General features: G+C 65.2%; 28 protein-coding genes. 13 read left to right on the top strand and 15 right to left on the bottom strand.

Translation table 11 applies throughout. The features are described from left to right. Positions 1 to 157: 157 nt before the first annotated feature. The 11 genes from LA521A_RS16955 to LA521A_RS17000 all read right to left on the bottom strand — a co-directional run bounded on the left by LA521A_RS16955 (position 158) and on the right by LA521A_RS17000 (position 8210). A complete protein-coding gene (locus tag LA521A_RS16955) occupies positions 158 to 553 on the bottom strand; it encodes a DUF1801 domain-containing protein (protein ID WP_281780014.1) in 396 nt (131 codons plus the stop codon). Positions 554 to 627: 74 nt separating this feature from the next. Then, on the bottom strand, positions 628 to 888 hold the full coding sequence (locus tag LA521A_RS16960) for a hypothetical protein (RefSeq protein ID WP_281780015.1): 261 nt from the start codon (positions 886 to 888) through the stop codon (positions 628 to 630). A 1153-nt stretch (positions 889 to 2041) separates the two neighbouring features. Beyond that, a complete protein-coding gene (locus tag LA521A_RS16965) occupies positions 2042 to 2491 on the bottom strand; it encodes a hypothetical protein (protein WP_281780016.1) in 450 nt (149 codons plus the stop codon). Positions 2492 to 3761: 1270 nt separating this feature from the next. After that, positions 3762 to 4169, bottom strand: coding sequence for an energy transducer TonB (locus LA521A_RS19070; protein ID WP_425494538.1), 408 nt, complete (start codon positions 4167 to 4169; stop codon positions 3762 to 3764). A 76-nt stretch (positions 4170 to 4245) separates the two neighbouring features. Beyond that, positions 4246 to 4644: a putative quinol monooxygenase gene (locus LA521A_RS16970; protein WP_281780017.1), complete on the bottom strand. Its 399-nt coding sequence runs from the start codon at positions 4642 to 4644 to the stop codon at positions 4246 to 4248. Positions 4645 to 5226: 582 nt separating this feature from the next. Beyond that, positions 5227 to 5454 carry a toxin-antitoxin system YwqK family antitoxin gene (locus tag LA521A_RS16975; RefSeq protein ID WP_281780018.1) on the bottom strand — a complete coding sequence of 76 codons (228 nt, stop codon included), beginning with the start codon at positions 5452 to 5454 and terminating at the stop codon, positions 5227 to 5229. Positions 5455 to 5501: 47 nt separating this feature from the next. Further along, entirely contained in the window at positions 5502 to 6002 is a 501-nt protein-coding gene (locus tag LA521A_RS16980; protein WP_281780019.1) for a hypothetical protein, read from the bottom strand. 468 nt (positions 6003 to 6470) lie between these two features. Beyond that, positions 6471 to 6830, bottom strand: a complete 360-nt coding sequence (locus LA521A_RS16985; RefSeq protein ID WP_281780020.1) for a hypothetical protein — start codon at positions 6828 to 6830, stop codon at positions 6471 to 6473. Positions 6831 to 6876: 46 nt separating this feature from the next. Beyond that, positions 6877 to 7068, bottom strand: coding sequence for a hypothetical protein (locus tag LA521A_RS16990; protein ID WP_281780021.1), 192 nt, complete (start codon positions 7066 to 7068; stop codon positions 6877 to 6879). A 191-nt stretch (positions 7069 to 7259) separates the two neighbouring features. Continuing rightward, complete coding sequence (locus LA521A_RS16995) at positions 7260 to 7658, bottom strand: hypothetical protein (RefSeq protein ID WP_281780022.1); 399 nt, start codon at positions 7656 to 7658, stop codon at positions 7260 to 7262. A 156-nt stretch (positions 7659 to 7814) separates the two neighbouring features. Then, entirely contained in the window at positions 7815 to 8210 is a 396-nt protein-coding gene (locus LA521A_RS17000) for a hypothetical protein (protein ID WP_281780023.1), read from the bottom strand. 215 nt (positions 8211 to 8425) lie between these two features. On the opposite strand from LA521A_RS17000, the gene LA521A_RS17005 reads away from it, so the two are divergent. Beyond that, positions 8426 to 9196 (top strand): SEL1-like repeat protein, encoded by a 771-nt coding sequence (locus LA521A_RS17005; RefSeq protein ID WP_281780024.1) that lies wholly within the window; start codon positions 8426 to 8428, stop codon positions 9194 to 9196. Between the two features lie 93 nt (positions 9197 to 9289). Here LA521A_RS17005 and LA521A_RS17010 read toward each other — a convergent pair whose 3' ends face one another. The 3 genes from LA521A_RS17010 to LA521A_RS17020 form a co-directional block, all read right to left on the bottom strand. Continuing rightward, a complete protein-coding gene (locus LA521A_RS17010) occupies positions 9290 to 9586 on the bottom strand; it encodes a hypothetical protein (RefSeq protein WP_281780025.1) in 297 nt (98 codons plus the stop codon). 494 nt (positions 9587 to 10080) lie between these two features. Continuing rightward, positions 10081 to 10350, bottom strand: a complete 270-nt coding sequence (locus LA521A_RS17015; protein ID WP_281780026.1) for a hypothetical protein — start codon at positions 10348 to 10350, stop codon at positions 10081 to 10083. 40 nt (positions 10351 to 10390) lie between these two features. After that, complete coding sequence (locus tag LA521A_RS17020) at positions 10391 to 10846, bottom strand: PA2169 family four-helix-bundle protein (protein WP_281780027.1); 456 nt, start codon at positions 10844 to 10846, stop codon at positions 10391 to 10393. Positions 10847 to 11048: 202 nt separating this feature from the next. Between LA521A_RS17020 and LA521A_RS17025 the strand changes: the two genes are divergently transcribed. From LA521A_RS17025 to LA521A_RS17065, 9 genes are all read left to right on the top strand, one after another. Next, positions 11049 to 11795 (top strand): response regulator transcription factor, encoded by a 747-nt coding sequence (locus LA521A_RS17025; RefSeq protein WP_425494539.1) that lies wholly within the window; start codon positions 11049 to 11051, stop codon positions 11793 to 11795. 147 nt (positions 11796 to 11942) lie between these two features. Then, positions 11943 to 12422, top strand: a complete 480-nt coding sequence (locus LA521A_RS17030; protein ID WP_281780029.1) for a biliverdin-producing heme oxygenase — start codon at positions 11943 to 11945, stop codon at positions 12420 to 12422. After that, a complete protein-coding gene (locus tag LA521A_RS17035; RefSeq protein WP_281780030.1) occupies positions 12419 to 14122 on the top strand; it encodes a GAF domain-containing protein in 1704 nt (567 codons plus the stop codon). Before LA521A_RS17030 ends, LA521A_RS17035 begins: the two co-directional genes overlap by 4 nt. A gap of 399 nt (positions 14123 to 14521) precedes the next feature. Continuing rightward, the gene (locus LA521A_RS17040) at positions 14522 to 15325 is read left to right on the top strand and encodes a DUF2092 domain-containing protein (RefSeq protein ID WP_281780031.1); all 804 of its coding nucleotides are present in this window, start codon (positions 14522 to 14524) and stop codon (positions 15323 to 15325) included. Continuing rightward, complete coding sequence (locus LA521A_RS17045; protein WP_281780032.1) at positions 15322 to 15870, top strand: hypothetical protein; 549 nt, start codon at positions 15322 to 15324, stop codon at positions 15868 to 15870. The genes LA521A_RS17040 and LA521A_RS17045 overlap by 4 nt, the downstream gene beginning before the upstream one ends. Before the next feature lie 123 nt (positions 15871 to 15993). Next, the gene (locus tag LA521A_RS17050) at positions 15994 to 18618 is read left to right on the top strand and encodes a hypothetical protein (RefSeq protein WP_281780033.1); all 2625 of its coding nucleotides are present in this window, start codon (positions 15994 to 15996) and stop codon (positions 18616 to 18618) included. Positions 18619 to 18711: 93 nt separating this feature from the next. Beyond that, on the top strand, positions 18712 to 19665 hold the full coding sequence (locus tag LA521A_RS17055; protein WP_281780034.1) for a SphA family protein: 954 nt from the start codon (positions 18712 to 18714) through the stop codon (positions 19663 to 19665). A gap of 20 nt (positions 19666 to 19685) precedes the next feature. Further along, positions 19686 to 20489 carry a transporter gene (locus tag LA521A_RS17060; protein WP_281780035.1) on the top strand — a complete coding sequence of 268 codons (804 nt, stop codon included), beginning with the start codon at positions 19686 to 19688 and terminating at the stop codon, positions 20487 to 20489. Beyond that, positions 20489 to 21709: a BamA/TamA family outer membrane protein gene (locus tag LA521A_RS17065; RefSeq protein ID WP_281780036.1), complete on the top strand. Its 1221-nt coding sequence runs from the start codon at positions 20489 to 20491 to the stop codon at positions 21707 to 21709. The genes LA521A_RS17060 and LA521A_RS17065 overlap by 1 nt, the downstream gene beginning before the upstream one ends. 9 nt (positions 21710 to 21718) lie before the next feature. Here the strand turns inward: LA521A_RS17065 and LA521A_RS17070 are convergent, their stop codons facing one another. After that, positions 21719 to 22192 (bottom strand): low affinity iron permease family protein, encoded by a 474-nt coding sequence (locus LA521A_RS17070; protein ID WP_281780037.1) that lies wholly within the window; start codon positions 22190 to 22192, stop codon positions 21719 to 21721. 176 nt (positions 22193 to 22368) lie between these two features. On the opposite strand from LA521A_RS17070, the gene LA521A_RS17075 reads away from it, so the two are divergent. Genes LA521A_RS17075 through LA521A_RS17085 form a run of 3 tightly spaced genes read left to right on the top strand, consistent with a single transcriptional unit; the run spans position 22369 to position 24518 of the window. Further along, positions 22369 to 22557: a hypothetical protein gene (locus tag LA521A_RS17075; protein WP_281780038.1), complete on the top strand. Its 189-nt coding sequence runs from the start codon at positions 22369 to 22371 to the stop codon at positions 22555 to 22557. 7 nt (positions 22558 to 22564) lie between these two features. Next, on the top strand, positions 22565 to 23734 hold the full coding sequence (locus tag LA521A_RS17080) for a DUF3182 family protein (RefSeq protein ID WP_281780039.1): 1170 nt from the start codon (positions 22565 to 22567) through the stop codon (positions 23732 to 23734). Further along, positions 23724 to 24518, top strand: a complete 795-nt coding sequence (locus LA521A_RS17085) for an alpha/beta hydrolase family protein (RefSeq protein ID WP_281780040.1) — start codon at positions 23724 to 23726, stop codon at positions 24516 to 24518. Before LA521A_RS17080 ends, LA521A_RS17085 begins: the two co-directional genes overlap by 11 nt. Positions 24519 to 24535: the final 17 nt, after the last annotated feature.

The following is a 24535-nucleotide window of genomic DNA, read 5'->3' on the forward strand; positions in this document are numbered from 1 at the left end:
GGAAAATCGACAACAATCGTCATCAGGGGTCTAACGCCTAAGTTAAGCCGAGACGCGTAGTGGAGCGAAGCACATGGCAAGCTGTATCTGCCATGTGCTTTGCGGAACGAAGCGGCTTCGGCTTGAACGCATTGTTAGGTCGCGACCCACGATACCCCTAAACATGCTTGATCCACTGCCGGACGATTGCAACCAGCGCGTGGTTCTTCTGCGCCAGGTCTTCCGGCCCCTTGAAGCTGATAGATGCGCGGTCTGTCCCGAGCCACTTAAGCAGCCCGTCCGGGTCAGCAATGGCACCAGGCGGAACCGCCCGCTTGGACTTTGCTCCGAGATGAAGAATGAGCTGCAAAGAATCCTTCGCCCGCAAATGCATCGTGGCGAAGTGCTCAGATGTACGAAAGCTAGGTGCGTTCCATTTGATCTCTTCGGAGATCTTCGGATCCACCCCGAGCAGGAGCTGCCTGAGTGCAACGATCTCATGCTTGAGCGGATGATCGAGCGCGTCAATAAAGGACTGCACCGTAGTAGCTGGTTTGCGGATTTTCTCAGCCATTCCCGCGTCCTTCCCTAGCGGCCTAACACCTGAGTTAAGCCGCGCCGCGAAGCGGCGTCGGCTTGGACGAATTGTTAGGCGGCTGGCTCAAGATCTTCCGGGAACTGACCTGCGGGACCCCACTCAGCTTCAGTGAAGTCTTCCGGTACGTTCCGACGGCGCCACGCCCGATTGAGATGAGCGTACACGTGGCCCAGATCGACGCGAAGCTCCGGCTCGCCATACTCGGGGCCTGCCTGAATCTCCCGGATGAGCTGGCCAAGATGTTCGTGCGCATCTTCAAGATCGCTCAGAAGTAGCGACCAGCCCATCGGGTTCGAGTTGCGATCAATCATGTTCCAGCCGCCTAACACCTGAGTTAAGCCGCGCCGCGAAGCGGCGTCGGCTTGGACGAATTGTTAGAGATCACACGCTGAAAGAGCGGCCGGCCGGATCTCTTGGCTTGCGGCGAGTCTGCCACGCGAGCGCGAGAGCTGGCACGCAACGGGAAACGAAAGGCGCAACGCCACGCTTTCCGCGGCCAGGAGAAGACGGCGCGAGCGCGATACTTGCGCCGCGGCCACGATTGCTGCCGCCGAATGCTGCCGTGAACCCGGATGCACAAGAACGCCCATGGAGCCGCCGGAAATACTGCCCTCGTGTGAGCGCTAACACCTGAGTTAAGCCGCGCCGCGAAGCGGCGTCGGCTTGGACGAATTGTTAGGCATTCGACCCCGCCAACTGCCGGCGCAGCAACTGCACAGCGCGAGCGCGGCCCCGATTGGCCGGCATTGACTCAAGGCGCACGATTTCCTGCTCAAGATCATGGCGCTGCCGGACAGCCATCTCGTGCTCCCGAACATCACGGGCGGTACGCTCCCGAAACAGCTGCTCACGGAGCGCAGCCCACTCTCGGACCTTCTGCTTAGGAGGGACTAGAATCCTGTAGCCCAGAAAAGTGCACTCCTTGCTGCAGATAGGGCACGGAACCTCCCCGCGGAAGGCGGAGCTGCGCCGGACGGCGCTCCTGCAGTTGAAACACACCCACGCTGAAGTTGCCATGGCAAAGGCCTAACACCTGAGTTAAGCCGCGCCGCGAAGCGGCGTCGGCTTGGACGAATTGTTAGGCGGCTACCCCTACGCGCCGCCCGCGTGCCTTACCCATGGACAAAGGGCTGCCAAGACGATCAGACCTGCCGGTATCGTGGCGGACAGAGCGAGTTCACGCCACGGGAAAGGCTCGGTTCCGTCCGGATTGGCAAACCCTCCTGGCAGATCATCGTCGATGGTGACGAGAAAACCGATAAGGGGCAGGCCTGAAACAGCGATGAGTGTGACGACAAATGGCACATGCGCGAAGTAGGATGCGCCTGCCGCTATCACCGCAGTGACCGCAATGCTTTAGCCCACGCCTGCCACCTCTTCGGCTTCTGCTCACTGTCCATGCCGCCTAACACCTGAGTTAAGCCGCGCCGCGAAGCGGCGTCGGCTTGGACGAATTGTTAGCCATCACCGAGTGAGCTGTGCGACTACGGCGGGCGCTAGCGCGGTAGCAGCTGAGAACGCCTGCTGAGCAAGCAGTTTGACCGTTTCAGTGCCCGCTTCTCGCACACCGCCGGCGAGCGCTCGGCGAATCCGCGCAATGAGTGGCTCGCGATTCTCCAGCGAGCCCGGCGTGCTGCCAAGAACTGCTAGACCCTTAGACGTAAGCCGCACCTCAAGGAACACGGCCCTTTCAAGGTATCTGCCCTGATGGGTGACAAACCCCTCCTCGGCGAGAAACGTCACGGCATGCTCAGCAGCCTGCAACAAGTCGAACCCAACGGCCTGATCGACATCCTCCGGAAGCAGGCTTGCCCCGATAGACACTGCATCGACTTCGACTGGCGTGGGGAAGCTCGAGTACAGGCGTTCAAACAGCGCGAGAGTGAAACGATCGAAGAACTCCATGTTGTCCACGCGCGAGTCTCCTGCAGTGATGGCTAACACCTGAGTTAAGCCGCGCCGCGAAGCGGCGTCGGCTTGGACGAATTGTTAGGTGTGCTGGCCGCGTAGGTGCTCACGCCATTCCACGAGCAGATCACCGACTTCTTGGTTCGACTCGGCTGACCCACCCGAGCCAATCGGTGAGCGTTCGATTTCGGCCAGCAGCTTAGCAAGCGCGCCTGCTGAAGCGCCTGCCGCAAGTGCAGCGTACACCTGAGGCACGTAGCTCTCGTACTCGTCGCGAGCCTGCGGGACTTGGGCCGCCTGACAGGGATCCCAGACGTAGTGAAGCACCTCACTGATGCGGCGCCAGAGCAACTTCTCGTCGGGAGCTAATTGATTTCCCGCAGCACACCTAACACCCGAGCTAAGCCGCGCCGCAGCGCGACGGTTGGGAACCGACGATACACCGGCCGTCGAACCTTTGAACGCAGCGACGATGCGGCGTCGGCTTGAGCGACTTGTTAGCTGCAACGGCAGCGGGCGCGAACCAAGGCAACGACCAAGCGGTTTTGAGCCCGCTGCGCCGGACGAAGCGACAGACCAGCAGAGCAAGCCCGCGCGAGCATTATTTCCGAAGCCGGCGCAGCCTCGCCGCTCCGCCACCGAGCGCCGGCACTGATAGCCGGGCGGTATGGAATACCGCTGACGACTCTGCCGCCACGGCGCGGGCCGAGAGACTTTGGCGAGCGAAGAGCGGCCGAAGCCCAGCGCGGAACCACGAGCGCCATCCGTAACCTCAGGACCGATAACAGCAGCTAACACCTGAGTTAAGCCGCGCCGCGAAGCGGCGTCGGCTTGGACGAGTTGTTAGAGGGCAGCTGTGTGACGCCTTGGGGGACGATTCTGAACCAGCCATTTGCCGGCTCATGCACAGCGACGTAAACCAAGTAGTTACAGCGACAACGCCCGCATGACTCGACACGAAATTTTGGCCAGCCGTCGATAAGCGACCGGTCTGCGCGCAAGCCAAAGTGCACGCGAATTGCCTCGGACTGTTCGGGACCTAACACGCTCTCGCGGTCTTGGTAGTTGCCGATATAGGAGGGAAGATTGATGGCAAGTGTGGAGTTGCAAGTCACACAGCCGGACCGAAAGTACTCCTCCGGGCGCGCGCTGGTCGAGTCGTAGACAGGGTCTCGCGTGGGGTCAGGAACTAGGACCCGCGTGCCGAAGATTTCCATCTGCCCTCTAACACCTGAGTTAAGCCGCGCCGCGAAGCGGCGTCGGCTTGGACGAATTGTTAGCGCGCGCGTTCCTGCCAATAGCGCGCCGAGTATCGAAACCACTCTGCGGTGGGCGCCCCATCGAGCAGCGCAGGCTTGAACCGGAGCTGCCGTACTTGTTTAGTGATTACCCGATTGAAAGCGGGATGAACTGTTTTCAGAACTTTGACTTCCGTTACTTCACCCGATGGCGATATGAGGAGGTCGGCTTCGTATGTACCCGCGTAGCCGAGCCGCAAGAACTCCGCAGGGTAGGGAATGTTGAGAGAGTCGATAGGCTCAGCTGGGATAAAACGTTCGTCGCTGGGAGGAGCGGAGCCATCCTCGAGTCGTGGCGGCACCTTCTCTTGCGTGAATGCTGCCGACCAAGAAAGTAGCGCCGAGAGTGCCGCAATTGATCCGGTAAGTCTGCTTCTCTTCTGCACGAGCGAATTTCTCCCCTAAGCGCGCTAACACCTGAGCTAAGCCGCGCCGCGAAGCGGCGTCGGCTTGAACGAATTGTTAGGCGGCGGCTCCGATACCATGACCGCCGACTGGAACAGTCTCATGGTGCTCGTCGAATGCTGCAATCAAGGGCCTGCCACGGGCAATGGCATCTTGGACAGACGACAGCGATAGTGACGCCTTATGGCTCTCTTTGCTGTCCCAAACCTCTGTGATCCAGATTGCGTCAGGATCTTTGGGGTCTTGTGCGACAACATAGCTCAGGCAGCCCGGCATGCTTGAAACACCTTCAACGAGAATGGCGATCAATGCGTCACGTTGCCCCGGTGTGGCCCGCATCTTGCCGATTAGCCCATACATGCTTTTTTCTCCAGTGGTTGAAGCCATTGATGGAGCAGTGAGCGCTATGCAGCCAGCGACGGCTGTACCGACAAATGTTCGTCTGCTGATATGCATGGAAGCCGCCTAACACCTGAGTTAAGCCGCGCCGCGAAGCGGCGTCGGCTTGGACGAATTGTTAGCGCCCATTCCGGACGCAATGCCTATTCTGGGCCAGCATTTGGCGGAGGCAAAGTAGATCGCCGGTACTCGATGGTGAATTGCCCGGTACTCATCCTGCACACCGTTCCTTCCCATGTCTCGCCACCGCGCCAAGCCCAAAAATCCATTTCGTGGATGTCGGTTTCACTAGGGCACGTTCTCCCTCCGGCGATGTTCTTCACTTCGACGAACCCCTGCAGCTCTAATGCGTGCGCTGCGGTCTTGCCGGGGTATGCCCTGGCTCTTTCTGGTGCTGCTCGCATGCCTGGTGAAGTGTCACCTGATGTGCAGCCAACCAACGCGACGGTGAAACATATGACCGCCGCGGCTAGTGCTTGACTGGGAAGTATCGACATTTCACTGGGCAGCAGAGGCGGTGGAGCCGGCATCCAAGGTGCACGGATGTTGGCTATGGGCGCTAACACTTTAGTTAAGCCGCGCCACGAAGTGGCGTCGGCTTGAATGAATGGTTAGGCGGCACCCACATTTTCGTCCGCACTACTTCTTTACCGTTACCTTGTACACGCGGCCGAGCTTGTCGTAGGTGGTCCACTCGCCGACTTGTCGCCCTTGCTCGAAGTGACCGGAGCGCATGAGCGTCCCATCGACACGGAACCACTCCCAATACCCGGTCGGGACACCTTCCAGGGTTTGTCCCTTTGCCCAGACACTTCCGTCCTTGTGCAGTTGGACATGCTTCTTGGCCTTCGCACCAGTAGCCGTCATACCATCTCCAGACGCAATGAAGGTTCGTGTGCCGCCTAACACCTGAGTTAAGCCGCGCCGCGAAGCGGCGTCGGCTTGGACGAATTGTTAGGCAGCTGGCCGAATAGTTCGACAGCCGCTGCCCTACAGCCTGGGATCATGGAAGGCAGAGCCTCGCGAAGCAATTGAACGGCCGCTTCCGGATCGCTGCAGTCATCTAGCAGGTGATCGAGGTGATAACCGAACCTCACCAATGGGTCGTCCAGGTCCTCGCCGATGGCGTTCCAAGCTGCCCACTTAGCGAAGGCCAGCGCCTCTTGCTCGGAGGATAGATCAAGGCCCACGGCTTTAACGGAGAACTTCTGCGAGAAGGACACCGCTAGAGGCCGGGCGTGAAAATATGGATCTGGGCGAGCGACGCATTGTGCCGGGCCGTGAAGCGACAGCTCTATTAGTTCGTAGGAAGGCTGACTGGAGGCGCTTATCTGTGCGTCCGCCCACGCGACAGCTGCGTCCGACGAAAGCACGCCGAGTTCCCAAAGAGCTAGCACGTGATCGACGGACTGCATGCAGCTGCCTAACACCAGAGCTAAGCCGCGCCGCTGCGCGGGCTTTCCGGAGCCGATGATGCCAGAGCAGCCGGCCGGTTCAACGAAGGGACGAAGCGGCGTCGGCTTGAGCGACTTGTTAGCTGCAACGGCAGCGGGCGCGAACCGCGGCAAGCGACGAATTGCTCTTGAGCCCGCTGCGCCGGACGGAGCCGGGAACGATCAGAGCGACCCGACGAAAGCCCAAACTGGCCGAAGGCAGGCAGCCTCACCAGGGCGAGTCCGAGCGCCGGCACTGACAAATGGGCGGTATGGAATACCGCTTACGGCGAAAGCCACAACGGCGCGGGCCGAGAAGAATCGGAGGGCGAACAGTGGCAGAAGCCCAACGCGGGATAACGTGCGCCACCGTGAAACAACAGAACCACTGACAGCAGCTAACACCTGAGTTAAGCCGCGCCACGAAGTGGCGTCGGCTTGGACGAATTGTTAGGGCGCACCCGTGCAACGGCCGGCAAGCGAAATGGGGCCATAGATCTGGCGCATTCCCGCAAGGCCGCCGGTTTGCTCCAGGTAGAACGAATTGGTGGAAGGCGACAGGTGTAGTGTGCGGTACAGCGCGTCGGCGATCGCTTCCGGCGGATGGGCGCCTAGCGAAACCACTTGCAATGGCAATCCGTCGGGGAGGCTTGGTGACACCTGCCAGGACTGCGGTACGCCGTTCTGCAGCATGTTCACTGCTTGGGTCCGAGCGCAGGAGGACCAGGACTGAGAATCTTCGCGCTCACGCGTGCCCGCGCAAGCAGAGACCACGACTAGTGCAGCAACGACCACGAACGATCGTTTCATGCTTCCTCCAGTTGCCTAGTACCGGCTGTGCGCCCTAACACCTGAGTTAAGCCGCGCCGCGAAGCGGCGTCGGCTTGGACGAATTGTTAGCTGCCAGCTTACGACAGTACGGCTGCAGCCCTTTGAGGAGCTTGGAAGCCACGCCAACCGCTAGCAGGTACCGTGGCAACCGGCGCGCGCCGGCGAACGCGTACTCCAGTTCCTTGACGCTGTAGCACTCGTTCAGCAGGTCGAGCACGAGCAGATCCTGAGGTGTGAGCTTTACGACCAGCCCCAGCGTTCGATGTGGCACCGGACAATGCGCTGTGGATCAAACCGGAGAGCCGTGCTCGTATTTGTTAGGTAGTGAGCGGATCACCTACCCGAAGGGAGCCGTTGAGAACGCGGTACAGGCGGTGAGATGTCCGCTATCGGCCAGAAGCGGACATTTCATCGTGGCTGATCGAACGCTCCCGTCATTGCTCGCCGAAGCCTCCGGTAGACGAGCCATCCCCCCGACCCGGAAGCGGCAAGCGTCAGGAGACCAACCAGCGACCAGGCCCAAAGGTGGTGGAACAGCACGTAACCCGGCGCATGCATGAAGACGCTGGTTGCAAGCAGCGTCCATGGACCGAGAATGCCTAGACCGATCGCGCAGCGGAGCCAAAGCGCCGGCCGAGGCTGCAAGAACACTCCCCAGACCAGCGCCGCCTCGGCGAGCATGATCGCGCACACGAACGCGACATGCCCCGGGCGATACACCCAGGTGGTCCGATCTGCGGCCTCGTAAAAGAAGTAATGGCGCGGATCGAGACTGAGGCGCACGGCGTATGCGATCGCGATGACCACGATTACGCCGGCAACCAAGCTAATCAAGCTGGCACCACGCAGCATCCCTGCCCCCCCCTGAATGTCCGCTATGGGTCGAAACCGGAAATTAGCACCGGTCCGGCCGCCTCGCCCGCCTCAACGTCCGCTTACGGCAAGAAGCGGACTCTCGCGAACTCAAATGCTTTCGTCCAAGTCAGCCTCTGGCCGATGCCCGCGCGTCCGGAACACCTCGAGTGCAGCGGACGCGGCGTCGCGCAGCTCACCCCACTCGGCGGATTCAAGCAAGACGCCCAATGGCGGCAACGGATCCTTGGTTGCAGTCATGGCAGCCGCGAAAGACGCGTTGAAACTGTCGACTGCCTCCACTTCCTCGTGCGAGAACACCGGCGGCTTCAGGTACTGCCGCCAGTCGGGCCGGACCCAGTCTTCCCATTGGTTAGCTACTTCACTCGGAACATGGAGATCTGGAACGGCCGCTTGGTATGCAATCTGGTCCTCTGCCGACGCGGCCAAGTCGAGGTACTCAATGATCCGATTGCGGATTCGCCAGAGGACGATTTCAGAGGTCATTGGCATCGCTCGGGGCGGAAGTCGAATGTCCGCTTTGGGTCGAAAGCGGACAGTACCATCGTCCCTCCGAGCGCATGTGGGCCACCTTCAGGTCGGCGTGGGATTTGCGACACGGCCGGGGGGCCGGTAGGGTTGTGGCGGGGCCGCGCTTCGAGCGCCCGCGCTTCGTCGCGACGCCCCGGGGACGAACGACACCATTCATCGTGCACAGGGAGATGGCAGTGATGGTCCATGGAAACGTATTTGTTCTGGCGATGCTGCTCGCGGCGGGTGCGGCGGGTGCACACAGCGGCCAAGGGCAGGACCTTCGGCTCAGCGACAAGAATTTCATGCAGCTCGACGCGGTCGTCATCACGTCCAAGGACAAACCGAACGAGCTGCAGCGCGTGTTCGGCCTGAAGTCCTATCTGAGGGGAGACGGCGAAGACGCGGTCGATCATTTCATGACCGCCGCACGGTATGCGGACAAGTATTCGCAGCACTACCTGAGCCTGATGTACTGGCACGGGGCCGGCGTTGCCGAAGATCGCGCACAGGCGTACGTCTGGGCCGACCTGGCGGCCGAGCGAGGCAATAGGAAGTTGCTGCTCATCCGCGAGAAGATGTGGTCGCAGTTGACCCCCAGCGAACAGGCGCACGCACTCGCGCTTGGAGGCGACTTCTACGCCCGTTACGGCGACGAGGTTGCGAAGCCCCGTGCGGAAGGCCTGATGCGTGCGTTCGCCCGCGACATGACCGGCAGCCGCCTCGGGTATCGAAGCCAGCCGTTGGATATCGTTTCGCAACCAGTCAATGGCGCCTTCGCAACGAAAGTAGGCGCCAACGTCGCTGCCTACCACGTTGCCGATGTGGTCACGCCCGAACAGCTCTACGACCGAACCGGCGGCGTCAACTTCGACGCTTACTGGAAGGAGCAGGATGCACTGCTCGATGGCATCGGTTCGACTGCCGTGGGCCCGGTTTCGCCGATGAAGAAGTCGAAGTAGTCGCCTGTCGATGGCATCCGGAGCCCGGGGGCTCCGGATGCCGCATGCCGGCGCCCGTTGATGGCCGCTAACGGCCAGAAGCGGGCATCACGCCTACCGGCCCAAGATGGCTAGCTTCGCAAACCCTTCCATGAAGAGCGGCGCTACGAGAAAGCTGCCGAGCGTGAGGACGGTGCAGTCTGTGTGGAAACGGGCCCGATCGTCCTGCCGGGCGGGCAAGGCCAATATCACGAGCTGACATAGGCAGAATCCAGCGCCCCACAACAGGACGGCCAGGAGTGCCGCAATGGCTGCTGGCCCCGTCGCGAGCATCGCGAGCACAGCAAGTACCGCCAACATGGTCGCGGTGTAAGGCAGATACCCACTCCTGAACTTCTGGGCGACCGTCATCCTTGTATCCATTGGCAGCATCCGCGGCGTCCGCTTCGGGTCGAAAGCGGACATTAGCAGCCCGGCTGCCGGGCGTCCCGGCCGAACGTCCGCTATCGTCCAGAAGCCGAAATCGAGAGATGTATACGGAAACCGCCCATGGAATCAGATCGCTTGCCGGACGATCTTCAGTACACGCGGTTGCTGGGCATCCATGAAAAAGCAGCGCCCGAGACGAGCCTGGATCCAAAGGCAATTGAACTTGTTCTGGCCAAGGTGAGTCGTGAGCACCTCGTCCTTGGCAAGGGCGCGTTAATGCTGCGCCTCGATCTCGGTCCAGCTAGACGCCACGACATCGCTGAGCACGACATTTGCCGAGACCACAGACCGATGGCGTCTTCGCATGCTCGACTACCTCGCAGTACAAATCCGCTCGCAACGGCGCATACGACTGGATCAACCCGGGCTTAGTTGGCTCAGAACGGGCATCCGCTTTTCAGGTCGGTCGAGCGCCGCTACGTAGGCGCGTGGCGCGACTTGCGCCGCGTCACGATGCACTGGCCGACGATGGCGGTCACCAGGATCGCGATGTTGGTGGCGACGAACACCGTGTTGCCCACCATCAGGCTGTAGGCGACGAACCCCACCGACGCTAGGCACTGGCCCAAGAAGAGCCAGCGCGAGACGCCCTGTGCGTTCTCGTCGCGCGCCATGGTGACGATCTGCCGGATCAGGGTAGCCAGCAGCACGATCGACGCGAGCCAGCCGATCACATCCGGGTTCATGCGGCGTGCCCGCGAACCAGGTCGCAGCGGGACGGGCCGATCAGCCCAGCGCCTCGAAACCGTGCTTGAGGCGGCTCATCTCGTCATGCCCCTGCTTCACCGAGGCGTAGGCCTTGTCGATGGCGTCGCGCGCGGCCGGGGACAGCTCGACGTCCTTCAGCGCGTCCTCGTACTTGTGCTTGATGTGGTCTTCGCCGCGCTCGACTTCCTTCACCACGGCCTCGTCGCCCTTGCTCAGCGCGTTGCGCAGGTCGACGAACACGCGGTGCGCCGCCGCGAGGATGGTGCCGTCGTCCTCGGCCTTTCCGCCATGCGCGACCACGTACGACTGCAGCGCCGCAACGGACGCCTGGCGCTCGCTCGCGCGGCGCTCGAACAGCGTGCGCAGCGTCGGGTTCTGCGCGTCGCCGGCCGCCTCGCGGTAACCGTGCACGCTGTCGATGGTGGTTTCGATGAGGCTGTTGATGACGCGAAGTTCGTGATCGGCAATGGCCATGGCGATGCTCCGTTGGTGGTTGCGATGAACCGATCTTCCGTGTGCGACGGCGACGGCATCGTGAATGGGAGCGCAAAATCTCCGTTCATACGTACACGCATCCGTTTCGTTCAGCGATGCGCATTTTTTGTCATCGCGCTTTCTCACGTTCGCGTCACGGTTCTTCACCGAGTCTTGAAACCTAGCGGTTTTCAACATCGGTATGCACATGAACCACAACGGCCGACTCATCCTGATCGTCGAGGATCATCTTCCCATCGCGGAAATGCTCGGCGGTTACTTCGAGGCGGGTGGTTACGAAGTCGACTTCGCGCGCGATGGCGCCGAGGCGCTGCGACTGTCCGCGAACAATCCTTATGACGCGATCCTCCTGGATCGCAACCTGCCACGCATCGACGGCGTGGAAGTGTGCCGACGCATCCGTCAGGAGCAGCGCCGCGCGACGCCCATCCTGATGCTGACCGCGCGCGACAGCGTGCAGGACCGCGTGGAAGGCCTGGAAGCGGGCGCCGACGATTACCTCACCAAGCCGTTCTCGATCGAGGAACTCGAAGCGCGCCTGCGCGGGCTGATGCGTCGTTCGCGCAAGACCGCGAGCGAACCGATCCGCGTCGGCGACCTGGTGCTCGATCCGCACTCGATGACCGCCGAACGCGGCGGCGTGACCATCCACCTGACGCCGATCGGCTTCCAGATCCTGCACCTGCTGATGCGCGAGGCGCCGCGCGTGGTGAGCCGCGAGGAGATCCAGCGCGAGGTGTGGCGCGACGAGCCGCCGGATTCGGATTCGCTGCGCAGCCATCTCTACATCCTGCGCAAGGCGATCGATCGCGGGCACGACACACCGCTGCTGCAGACGATTCCCGGCATGGGATTCCGCATCGGCGAGCATCCGTCGGCGTTCACCGCTTCGCGCAACCAGCGTGAGAGCGTGGCGATGCGCGGCTGAGCGCGCGCGTTCCAGCGCAAGAGAACCGACGCGGTCAACCCGATTCGGGTAGGCTGGTCCACCTCGAGACGCCCAGGAAGCGCGCCGATGTCACTGTGCCCCGTCCGATCCCATCTCCGGCACGCGACCGCCAACGCGCACGAGCGCGTGGACGCCCTGCTTCCGCACGGCATTTCGCGGCATCGCGACTACGCGGCGTACCTTCGCGCGATGCACCGTTTCGTCGCGTCCAGCGCATTGCCGGACGGCGCGCGGGAGCGCTACCTGCCGCTGTTATTCGACGATCTGCGCACGCTCGGCATCGCCGGCGAAGCCGCGCCGGCGGCTGCGACACACGGCGATCTTTATGAACGGCTGGGCTGGGCGTACGTGTTCGAAGGCTCGTCGCTGGGTGCGCGCATGCTGCTGAAACAGGCGCGCACGCTCGGGTACGACGATCGTGCCGGCGCGCGCTACCTGAACGAGCACGCGACCTCGACCGGATGGCCTGACGTGCTCGCCCAACTCGAAGACTCCACGCCGGACGCAGGCGAGCTCGATCGCCTTGTCGCCGCCAGCCACCGTGCCTTCGCCGCCGTGGAAACCGCATTGCGCGACGCCCTGCACATCGAAAAGGAACTTTCATGAACGTCGTCAACGCCACCGAAGCGGAGATCTGCGCGCGCGAGCCGATCCATCTCTCGGGCGCGATCCAGCCGCACGGCTATCTGGTCAGTTGCAGCTGGCCCGACTGGACCGTGCGCCACGTGTCGGCCAACGTCGCCGAGCTGTTCGACGAGACGCCGGCGCAGCTGCTCGGCACTTCGCTGCGCGAACACGTCGACGGCAGCATCCTGGAAGCCATCGCCGATGCGCTGCGCTTCATCGAGCCGGGCCTCGCCGCGCAGCGCGTAGCGACGACGAACCTCGGCGGGCGCGGCGCGCTGTGCGACATCAGCACGCACCTGCACCAGGGGCTGGTGCATATCGAGATCGAGCCGCAGCAGGCCGGCGCGGATAACGTCGGTCCGATCACGGCGAATGCGATGATCGGCCGGATCGCCGGGCAGGATCCGGGCCCGGCGTTCTTCCAGCAGGTCGCAAGCCTGGTGCGAGAACTGACCGGCTACGACCGCGTGATGGTCTACCGGTTCCGCGCGGACGACGCGGGCGAGGTGATCGCCGAAGACCACGCGCAGGACATGGAGCCATACCTAGGCCTGCGGTATCCGGCGACGGACATCCCTGTGCAGGCGCGGAACCTGTATCTCATGAACCGCCTGCGCGTGATCCCGGATGCGGGCTACACGCCGGTGGCGATCGAGCCGCAGCGCCATGCCGGCGGCGCCGCGCTCGATCTGTCGCACCACGCGCTGCGCAGCGTGTCGCCGATGCACCTGGAATACCTGCGCAACATGGGCGTGGGCGCGTCGATGTCCATTTCGATCGTCAGCGGCGGCCGCCTGTGGGGCCTGATCGCCTGCCACCATCGCACCGCGCGACTGATGCCGCCGGGCGTTCGCGCCACCGCGGATCTGTTCGGCATGTACGTCTCGATGCGCGTGGCCGGCCACGAGCAGGCCACCGCAATGGCGCTGTACGACCAGAGCCAACAGCTGGGCGACGTATTGCGCGACGCGACGCAGTCGCGACCCTTCGCGGACGTGCTGCCCACGTACCTGCGCGTCATCGTGAAGCTGCTCGATGCCGACGGCGCGATGATGGTGCTGGGCAACCGGCAGATGAGCATAGGCACCGTGCCGGGCGGCGAATCGTTCTCCGAACTGTGCGCGTGGGGCGCCGCGCGCGCCGGCGCCGTCGCGTCCACGCATCGTCGGGAGGAATGGCGCAGCCAGACGCGTCCCGCCGACGGGCTGGCCGGCGTGCTGTCGATGGCCTTCGGCCGCGATGGCGACGGCGTGTACTGCTTCCGCAAGGAGCAGATCGAGGAAGTCACCTGGGCCGGGCATCCGCACAAGGCCACGGTGCCGACCGACGATGGCCAGCGCATCGCGCCGCGCCGCAGTTTCGCCGCCTGGCGCGAAACCGTGCGCGGGGAAAGCGTGCAATGGAGCGACAGCGACCGCCGCATCGCAGAACGCCTGTATGACGTTCTCATCGACCTGCATCGGCGCAGCACCGTGAATGCCGAGGAACAGTTCGCGCTGCGGCTGCGGCGGCACGTGCGCGGCGAAAGCGAGCGCCTGTCGCGCCTGGCCGCGATGCTGGGCGACATGCAGCATCTGGACGACGAACAGACGCGCCGGCTGGCTGAACGCATCGGCGAACTGGAGCAGCACCTGCATCGCATCACCGGCACCGCGGAGCTGAGCCACTCGCTGCCTTGAATTCTTCGCGACGCCCCCACTGACGCGCCATCTCGGTTCAGCCTGAACCCACCCGCGTTCGCGCGCTCGTCACGACGGTTTCACGCCACATTTCCGGAAATGGTGGCCGCGGTCCGACTTCGCGACACCATCGCAACCCGACCGCACGCGTCACGCACCACCGGGCAATGGGACTGTCGGGAGGGAGGGACGATGTCGAGCAGGCATTCATCGCCTAGCCGGGGCGGCGCGATCGCGCAACCGACGCGCCGCAGCGCGCGTCCTTCCTACGCCGACGTTCACAGCCGCACAACCACGCACGCATCGGCGTCCGGTCCGGACCGCTGACGCGTCGCCCTGGCCGCATCGCGGCCAAACGGCGGCGCATCGTCGGCCGCCGTCACATCGAGGAGGTGCGCAATGCGTCGTTCTTCGTTGTTCGTTGTCGCGATCGCCTGCATCGTCGCGCCGGCATTGGCCTGTGCGCAGACCCGTGAACGACGCGATGCGGCGAGCTCCGCCATCGCCACCGCCCCTGCCGTGCAACCCGAGGCCGTCGCGGCGCTGGAACGCATGTCGGCGTACCTGCGCGGGTTGAAACAGTTTGGCCTGCACGCCGACACCACGATCGACCTGGTGACGGACGACGAACAGAAGCTGCAGTTTCCCGGCACGCTCGATTACAAGGTGCGCGCGCCCGATCGCCTGTACATCGGCATGAAGACCGACCGCAAGGAACGCGAGCTGTTCTACGACGGAAAGACGCTCACGGTGTACGGGCCGCGCAACAAGCTCTATGCGCAGACGCCGGCGCCACCCACGATCGCGGCGCTGCTCGGCGCCGCGGAAGACCGATACGGCATCGAGTTGCCGTTGGCCGACCTGTTTTTGTGGGGCACCGCGAAGGCGCCGACGTCGTCGCTGCGATCGGCCGCGTACGTCGGTCCGGCGCGCATCGACGGCAGCGTCACCGACCAGTACGCCTTCCGGCAGGACGGCGTGGACTGGCAGATCTGGATCGAAGCCGGCGACAAGCCTTTGCCGCGGCGGCTGGTGATCACCACCACGGCCGATCCCGCGCAGCCGCAGTACGCCAGCACGCTCACCTGGAACACGAACGCGAAAGTGCGCGATGCCGACTTCGCCTTCGTGCCGCCGAAGGATGCGCATCGCATCGAGTTCGTCGAAGTCGACGTCGTCGCGACGCAGGAGGGCTCCCGATGAAACGCCACGAACCCCGACGCCACCTCGTGCGCAACGCCGCGCCGCCGCATCGACGCGCGATCGCCATCGGCTTGGGCATCGGGCTGCTCGCCGGTGCGATCGCCGTGCTCGCCGTCACCAGCGACGCGCAGGCCGGGCCGCGCGCGCGAGGTGCCGCGCGGACCAGCGTCAATCACGCGGGTGCGTCCGGAAACCACGCGGCGGTGGCGAATCGAAGCGTGCAGCACGACGCCAGCCGCACATCGGCAAGCCGCAGCACGAGCGTGAACCGCAACACCAGCATCGACGTGCACAACGACATCGACATCGACAACCGCTGGCACGACGACTGGTACGACGATCATCCCGTTGCCACCGCCGCTGCGGTGACCACGGCGGCCGCGGTGACTGCGGCGGCCATCGGGTCGATCGTGCATTCGGTGCCGCCCAGCTGCGTCACCACCGTCGTCAACGGCGTGCCGTACCAGCAATGCGGCAACACCTGGTACCAGCCGCAATACGCAGGAACGACGGTGCAATACATCGTGGTTAATCCACCGAACTGACGATTCGTTGCTGAATTTTTCTGGCCTTTGGCGATTCACGTTCCCTGTCACCATCCGTCGCCTTGTCGTTCAGTCGCTGTTCGCGAACGACTACCGCAACGCCGATCCGAGCAAGGAGTGCCCATGCCATTGCGTTCGCTGATGATCGCCGCGACCCTCGCGTTCTCCATCGCCACACCGGCGGCGGCGCAGGTCGATCGGCTCGTTGCACAGGCCTCCACCGCGGGCGCGGCCGTCGCCATCGACGCGCGCCCCTTCCCGCGCGAATTCACGCGCGACGGAACGACCTTCAGCGTCCACCAGCCGCAGTACGACAGCTGGAAGGACAATCAGCTCAAGGGACGCTTCGCGATGTCGGTGAACACCGGCACCCGTAGCGGAGCGGACGGAAAGACCGAGCAGACCGCCGATTACGGCGTGGTGACGTTCCAGGCGCGCACGCAGATCGACAAGGACGCGCGCGCGGTCGTGCTGAGCGACATGCAACTGACGGGTGCGAGCTTCCCGACGGCCAGCGCGAAGCAGGCGCAATACCTCGAACTGGCGCGCGCGCAGCTGAAGCAGAAATCCACGCTCACCGTCTCGCTCGACCAGCTCGAATCGGCGCTGGCCATCGCTGCGGTGGACGCGAAGGCGCCGGCCTCCCTGCCGGTTCGCAACGATCCGCCGGAAATCCTGTTCAGCACGCAGCCGTCGGTGCTGATCCTGGTCGACGGCGCCCCCGCACTGAAACCCACTGGCGTCGCCGGCGTGCAGCGCGTCATCAACAGCCGATCGCTGCTGTTGCAGCAGGGCGGGCAGTACTACACGTACATCGGCGGTCACTGGGCGAAGGCCGCGTCGCTCGACGGCCCGTGGTCGGCGGCGCCGTCGGTCGATGCGAAGCTCACGCAGGTGATGCAGCAGGCGGTTGCTTCGAAGCAAGTCGACACGCTCGACAAGCCGCCGCAGGCGCTGGCGCAGGCGTTCGCCAACGGCGGCATGCCGCAGCTGTACGTGCGCACGCATCCCGCCGAACTGATCACGGTGCAAGGCGATCCGCAGTTCGCGGCCGTGCCGGGCACGAGTCTGAGCTACATCGCCAACACCGGCGCGGACGTGTTCGTCGATGCCGGCGCGGGCAACGCGTGGTACGTGCTCGTATCCGGTCGCTGGTTCACCGCGCCGGGCAGCAAGGGGCCGTGGACGTACGTCGCGCCGAACCGCCTGCCGGCGGACTTCGCGAAGATTCCGCCCGACAGCCCGAAGAGCGGCGTGCTCGCGTCGATTCCCGGCACGCCGGAATCCAAGGAAGCGCTGATCGCCAATGACATCCCGCAAACCGCGACGGTGAAGAAGGCGCAGGCGAAGCTCAGCGTCGCGTACGACGGTGCGCCGCAGTTCGCAAACATCGAAGGCACGTCGCTGCAATACGCACGCAACACGGCGGTGCCGGTGATCCGCGTGGCGAACGACAGCTATTACGCCGTCGACAAGGGCATCTGGTTCAGCGCTTCGTCGCCGACGGGTCCGTGGGCAGTGGCGACGAGTGTTCCAGCCGCGATCTACGGCATTCCGACGAGCTCGCCGCTGCACTACGTCACCTACGTCCGCGTGTACGGCACCGACGGCGACGAGGTGTATGTCGGCTACACGCCGGGCTACTACGGCACGGTCGTCACCGACAACGTCGTGGTGTACGGCACCGGCTACGCATGCACGCCGTGGGTCGGCGCGTACTGGTACGGCTGCCCGGCGACGTACGGCATGGGCGCGTACTTCGGCTGGAACCCGTGGGTGGGCTGGAGCTTCGGCTGGGGCTGGGGCTGGTACGACGGCTGGTACGGCCCGTACAGCCCGTGGTGGGGCCCGTGGTACGGCCCGGCCTACCCGTACGGCTGGTGGGGCGGCGGCGCGGCCGCATGGAACGTCTACGGCCACTGGGGCAACGCGGCGGTGCGCGGCACGGCAGCCGCGTGGGCCGATCCGTGGACCGGCAACGTCGGGCGCGGCGCGCGCGGCGGCTACTACAACGAGGCCACCGGCGGTCGCGGCATCGGGCGCGCGGGCGTGAACACCAACGTCTACACCGGCACCACCAGCGCGGGCGGGCAGGGTATCCGCTACAACCCCGAAACCGGGCGGGTCGTCGCCGGTGGATCGGCCGCGGCGGTGAATCCCTACACCGGGCAGGCAGCGCGGGCGGGCGAACGCACCGTCGTGAACACCAATACCGGCCGCGTGACGGAAGCCGCGGGCGGCGCGGCCATCGGACCCAACGGCGCGGGCGCGGCCGGCGCGTTCAACACGCAGGGACCCAACGGCGGCGACGCGCGCGGCGCCGGCGGGTTCCACTACAACGCCGACACCGGCACGTTGAATCGCGGCGGCGTGGTGCAGGTGAACGACAACGTCTATGCCGGTCGCGACGGCAACGTCTACAAGCACGACGAGAACGGCTGGACGCAGGTCCATCGCCCCGACCGCTCGCGGAACCTGTCGGGACAGACGCGGCAGAACGTCGATCCAGCCGCGCTCGATGGCGACCGTTTCGCGCGCGAACGCGGCGACCAGCGTGTCCGCGGCGATGGCGGTTCGTTGAATCCCGGCGCGTTCCAGCGCCAGGGCGGCGCCATGGAGCGCACCGGCGGATTCGAACGCGGCGGCGGCATGCAGCGACCGGCCGGCGGGATGCAACGCCCTGTCGGCGGCTTCCGCCCCGGCCTCGGCGGCGGCGGTTTCCGCGGCGGCGGCTTCCGTCGTCGCTGATCGATCAACCGCGCGGCGATGAGGCTGTCGCCGCGCTCGCTTATGCGTCGCCGCACGCGCGTGGCGACGCGACACGTCTGGAGAAACAACACGATGAACATCCGTCACCTGCTCGCGATCGGCATCGCGCTGGGCTGCGCGTCGCTCGCGCCGCCCGCCTTTGCCACCGAAGGCGCGCTCGGCCGCACCATCACCGGCACGAGCGTGCAGTCGTTCGCCGGCGTGGTGCCGCCGACGCCGGGCTTCAACGCCGCCATCGGCTACGTGCACTACAACGGCGAAATCAGCGGCTCGCGCGAAGTGCCGGTGGCCAACCAGGTGACGCTCGGCCTGGATGCGACCTTCGACATGCTCAGCGTCACCGGCCTGTACGTGTGGGACACCGGCGAGGGCCGCTGGAACTTCGCCTCGATGGCCACGTTGCCCGTCGCGGAAGTCGACGTCACCGCCGACGTGTCGATCGGCTCGCGCACGGGCCGGGTGAACGACGAAGCCAGCTGGGGCGTGTTCGATCCGTTCTTCGCGCCGATCATCGCCGGCTATCACTTCGACCAGACCAAGCACATGAGCCTGGCGCTGTACGTCTACACCGACTGGGGCGATTACGACCCCGACCGGCTGGCGAACCTGAGCCTCAACAACTGGACCTACTCGCCTACCGTCGCCTACACGCAACTGATGCAGCAGGGCACGCTGGAATTCACCGCCGTTGGCGCGGTCGACTTCTACACCGAGAACGACGCCACCGATTACCAGAACGGCGCGGTGTTGCGCCTCGATGCGCAACTGGTCAAGCGATTTCCCAACGGTTGGGGCGCGGGCGGCATCGGCGGCTGGATCGAGCAGCTGGAAGACGACGAGGGCCCGACGGCCGACCGCCTGAATGGCTTCAAGGGCCGCTCGTTCGCGCTGGGGCCCACCGTCAACTATACGAAGAAGTGGGACGGCGGGCAGGTCGAGTTCGCCGCACGTTGGCTCACCGAGTTCGACGTGAAGCGCCGCCTGAAAGGCGACCCGCTGATGGTCACCGCGACCATCGCGTTCTGATGCGAAAGGGAGATTCGAGCATGCTCCGCACGCGTGTGCTGTCCGCCTGTTTCCTCGCCGCCATCGCGGCGCCCGTCGCGGCGCTCGCGGACGAGAGCGCCGACGAGTTGGCAAAGAAGCTGTCCAATCCCGTCGCCTCGATGATCAGCGTCCCGCTGCAGTACAACGCCGATTTCGGTTACGGCAGCGAGGACGGCACGAAGCAGACGCTCAACATCCAGCCGGTGATCCCCGCGTCGCTATCGGAGAAATGGAACCTGATCACGCGCGTCATCGCGCCGGTGATCTACCAGGACGACATCGCCGGCAAATCCGGCAGCCAGTTCGGCTTGGGCGACATCACGCCGACGTTCTTCTTCTCGCCCAAGCAACCCACCGCAGGCGGCGTGACGTGGGGCGTCGGGCCGGTGTTCCTGCTGCCCACCGCCAGCAACGACCTGCTCGGCGCGGACGAATGGGGCGCGGGCCCGAGCGTGCTGGTGCTGCGGCAGGGCAAGCACTGGACGGTCGGCACGCTCGCCAACCACATCTGGTCCGTCGGCGGTTCTGCTAACGATCCGGATATCAGCAACACGTTCCTGCAACCGTTCTTCGCGCGGCAGTTCCCGGGCGGGCGCACGCTGACGTTCAATTCCGAATCCACCTACGACTGGGAAAACCAGCAGTGGACGGTGCCGATCAACGTCGTGTACTCGAAGGTCACGCGCATCGGCGGACAGACGATGAGCTTCGCCGGCGGCCTTCGCGGCTATGCCGATGCGCCGCGCGGCGGTCCCGACTGGGGCGTGCGGCTGGTGGTCACCTTCCTCGTGCCGGAGCACTGATGCGACGCCCGGCGACGACGTGCGCCCTGGTGCTCGCGGGCGCGCTGGGCTGCGGCGGCGCCGCGGCGCAATCGCAGGCGGAAACATCGCAGGCGCGCGACGAACCGCGCGCCGAAGCACTGCCCGCCGAAAAGCCGGGCATGCGCGCCCTGCTCCACGATCCGAAGGACGGCAAGTTCGACATGTCGCGCTGGCTGCTCGACCACAAGGGCTTCCTGCCGGTGCCGATCGTCATCAGCGATCCGGCCGTCGGCTACGGCGGCGGGCTGGCGGCGGTGTTCTTCCATCGCCCCGCCGGCGCCGCGACGACGCGCACGACCGACGATGGCCGCCAGCAACTCGTGCCGCCCAACATCTTCGGCGGCATGGCGATGAAGACCGAGAACGGCACGCATGCCTACGGCGGCGGCGCGATGCTGCACTTCAAGGACGATCGTTGGCGTTACACCGGCGGCGTCGCGAAGGCGTCGGTGAACCTCGATTTCTACACGCCCGGGCGTTTCACCGAGCCGTTGGCGATCGGCTACAACGCCGACGGGCTGGTCTCGTTCCAGAAGATCGCGCGGCGCCTGGGCGATGAGAGCCTCTACCTCGGCGTGTCGTGGACGTACATGGACCTGGACCTGAGCTTCGACGTCGACGACGACGCTCAGCGCTTCACGCCGAAGGAGCGTGCGCAGGTCACTTCGGGGCTGGGCGTGTCGCTGCAGTACGACCAGCGCGACAACACCTTCACGCCCAACAGCGGCTGGCTCGGGCAGATCGAAGGCAACTTCTACGACGATGCACTCGGCAGCGACACCACGTTCCAGAGCTACCGCTCGCACGTCTTCGCGTACCTGCCGCTGGGCGGCGACCGCTTCGTGCTCGGCGGCCGCGCCGACGTGCGCTGGGCGAACGGCGACATCCCGTTCTACCGCCTGCCTTTCATCGACCTGCGCGGCGTCGGCTCGGCGCGCTACGCCGACACGCGCGCGGCGACGCTGGAAACCGAACTGCGCTGGAACACCACGCCGCGCTGGGCGCTGATCGGCTTCATCGGCGCGGGCCGCACCTGGGGACGCCACAACGATTTCGGCGAAGCGCCGAGCCAGGTCGCGAAAGGCGCCGGCGTGCGCTACAAGATCGCCAGCGTGCTCGGCCTCTACGCGGGCGTCGATTACGCCTGGGGCCCAGAAGACGAAACGCTCTACTTCCAGGTCGGCAGCGCCTGGCGCTGAGCGCTCGCGTCACTCCGTGCGCGGTGCCGGGCCGCGATCGCCGTCGTCGCTTTGTTCCCGCTGTGCGGAGCGTGCCTTGCGCGCATCCTCGTGCACGGCCGAGCCGCGCCTGCGCGTCTCGCTATGTTCACGCGCCAGCCGCGCGAGTTCCTCGTAGCGCTGGCGCATGCGGTCCAGCTCGGCCTGGTCGAGTTCCTCCAGGTCCAGCAGCGTGTTCTCCGCCAGTCGCGTCGCGCGGATGAGCTCGTCCAGCTTGATCTGCATCGCTTCGGTGTCGCGGTTCTGCGTGTTCTGGATCAGGAACACCATGAGGAAGGTGATGATGGTCGTGCCGGTGTTGATCACCAGCTGCCACGTGTCGCTGAAGCCGAACAGCGGCCCGCTCACCAGCCACACCACCACGATCAGCACCGCCAGGCCGAAGCACGACGCGTTGCCGGTCCAGCGGGCCGCGGCCTTGGCGAACTTCGCGTGCCAGTTCATACGCTGCGCCGTCGCGCGGCGGATCGCCGCGACGAAACCATCCGCCGGGGCCGGGAAAATCCACGTGAACAGCGCGATTGCGTGACTTCTGCACGCCCCGCGCGCCATCACGCAGCGTTACCCGGGCGCGGTCGTATCGTCGATGCAACACCGACACCGACGCTCGGAGGCAAGCCATGTCGCAGGATCGTAAAGACCCGCCGCTGCACGACGACAAGAAGACGCCGCAGGGCAAACCCGAAGACGCCCGCGACCGCGAGAAGCGCAAGCAGCACGAAAGCGAGAACCAGGACCAGGCGCTGGAGGAAACCTTCCCGGCGAGCGATCCCGTGTCGCCGTTCGTGCCCGCCAAGGCACCGGACTGACCGCACGATGGCGGCCGGCGGAGTCTGGACCTCGACCGCACCCGACACCGGACGCGCGCCCTGCGCCGACGGTTCCGGCTGCGTGGTGGAACTGCTGTGGCGCGATCGTCGCAGCGAACACGAGGCGGCCACCGGCCGCTGGATCGGCGAACGTCTCGCCGCGCTGCTCGGATTCGAGTACGGCGGCGTGCACGCGGACGGCGTTCGCTACGACGCGCCACCGCTGTTCGTCCCCGACGTCACGCTGCTGGCGTCGGACGCACGCGAACTGGGCATCACCGGCCCGCACGCGCTGCTGGGCGGCGTGGTGCCGCACGAGTTCGTCGCCACGAAAACGATCACGCATCCGCTGGTCGACGGGGCGCGCGCGAAACCGGACGGCTGGTCGGACGCACTCGGCCTCGCACTGGACGAGGTCACCCTGCCCGGCTTTGCGGCCTTCAGCGTGGAGGATGTCGGCCGCGCGGCGCGCACGCTGCTCGACCAGGGCCTGCCGGCGCGGATCAAGCGCGCCGATGGCATCGGCGGGCTGGGGCAGTCGGTCGCGACCGATCGCAAGTCGCTCGAGGCCGCGCTCGCGCACCTGGATCCGCACTCGCTCGCGCGCGTGGGCGCGGTGGTCGAACTCAACCTCAAGCCGGTGAAGACCTACAGCATCGGCACCGTCGCGGTCGGTCCGCACCGCATCGCGTACTTCGGCATGCAGCGGCTCACACGCAGCCGTTCGGGCGTGGCGGTGTACGGCGGCTCGTCGCTCGCGTGCATCCGCGGCGACCTGAACGATCTGCTGGCGACGCTGGAGGACGAAGCCGAACGCCGCGTGCTGCGTTGCGCGATCCGCTACGACGCGGAAGTGTCGCACGCGTATCCGGCGTTCTTCGCGTCGCGGCGCAATTACGACGTGGCCCTCGGTGTGGACCCGTCGGGCGTTCCGCGCACGGGCGTGCTCGAACAGTCCTGGCGCGTGGGCGGCGCGACGCCGGCGGAAATCCTCGCGCTGGAAGCGATGCATCGCGATCCGCTATTGTCGCGCGTGCACGTGTCCACGCACGAATTCCACGAACTGGTGGACCCTCCGCTCGGCGCGCAGGTGTCGTTCCGCGGCGATGATCCAAACGTGGGCCCGATGACGAAGTACGCCATGCTCGACGCGCAGGACGATGCGCATGGACGTTAGCCTCGAAACCATCGAACTGGCGGTCGAGCAGGAGCGCATCAGCGGCACCGTGCTCTCGCCGCCTTCGAAGTTGCCGGGCGTGCTGTTCGTGCACGGCTGGGGGGGCAGCCAGGAACACGACCTGGTGCGCGCGCGCGAAGCGGCCGGCATCGGCTGCGTCTGCCTTACCTTCGACCTGCGCGGGCACGAGCGCACCGCGCGCCACTGGGAGAAGGTCAACCGCCCGCAGAACCTCGCCGACCTGCTCGCCGCCTACGACTGGCTCGCGGCACGGCCGAACGTCGATCCCGATGCGATCGCGGTGGTGGGCATCAGCTACGGCGGCTATCTCGCGGCGCTGATGACGGCGCAGCGTCCGGTGCGCTGGCTCGCGCTGCGTTCCCCGGCGATCTACATGGACGAGGGATGGGAACGACCGAAGCTGCAGCTGCACATCGACACGGACCTCGTCCAATACCGCAAGCGCCGCCTGGACTGGCAGGACAACGCGGTGCTGCGCGCGTGCGCGGCGTATCGCAACCATGCGCTGCTCGTCGCGGCTGAACACGACACGGTGGTGCCGCATCCGGTGATCGACAACTACGCCAACGCCTTCCACAACACGCGTTCGCTGACGCGGCGCGTGATCGAAGGCGCGGACCACGCGTTCTCGCAGAAATCCGCGCAGAAGGCCTACCAGGCGATCCTGGTCAAATGGCTCGCGGAGATGATCATGGGCGCGCGAGAGGAAGCCGCGCTGGCGCGGCTTCGGGAGCGGAAGGTGGCGGAGGATGAGGGCGGTTGAGGGTGGGCAGCCGTTCG

It is taken from the genome of Lysobacter auxotrophicus (assembly GCF_027924565.1).
In the GTDB taxonomy this organism is placed as follows: Bacteria; Pseudomonadota; Gammaproteobacteria; order Xanthomonadales; family Xanthomonadaceae; genus Lysobacter_J; species Lysobacter_J auxotrophicus.